Genomic DNA, 228 nt, shown 5'->3' with positions numbered 1-228 from the left:
CCTTGGTGGCGCGTTCCGCGGTGGTCGGGGCGACCCGGGCCGCGTCGCGCGCCTCCTGCTCCGCCGCGGCCCGGCCGGGCTGCAGGGTCGGGTGCGGCTCGGCGGCCCCCGCGGTGGCCGGTGCCAGCAGCAGCCCGGTGGTCACCACGGCGACGATCGCGGCGAGCAGGCCGCGCTGCGAGCGGCGCGGGAGGTGGTGCCCCATGACGTGTCCTCGGGTCGGGGGAG

General features: G+C 80.7%; 1 protein-coding gene. It reads right to left on the bottom strand.

Translation table 11 applies throughout. From position 1 onward, the window contains the following. Positions 1-205, bottom strand: a 205-nt coding sequence (locus QWJ41_RS21530) for a hypothetical protein (RefSeq protein ID WP_302710543.1), incomplete at its 3' end; no start/stop codon positions are given. Positions 206-228 lie beyond the last annotated feature (23 nt).

The sequence above is a fragment of the Nocardioides cremeus genome (assembly GCF_030518195.1).
Classification (GTDB): Bacteria; Actinomycetota; Actinomycetes; order Propionibacteriales; family Nocardioidaceae; genus Nocardioides; species Nocardioides cremeus.
This window is presented reverse-complemented; position numbering and strand designations above follow the sequence as displayed.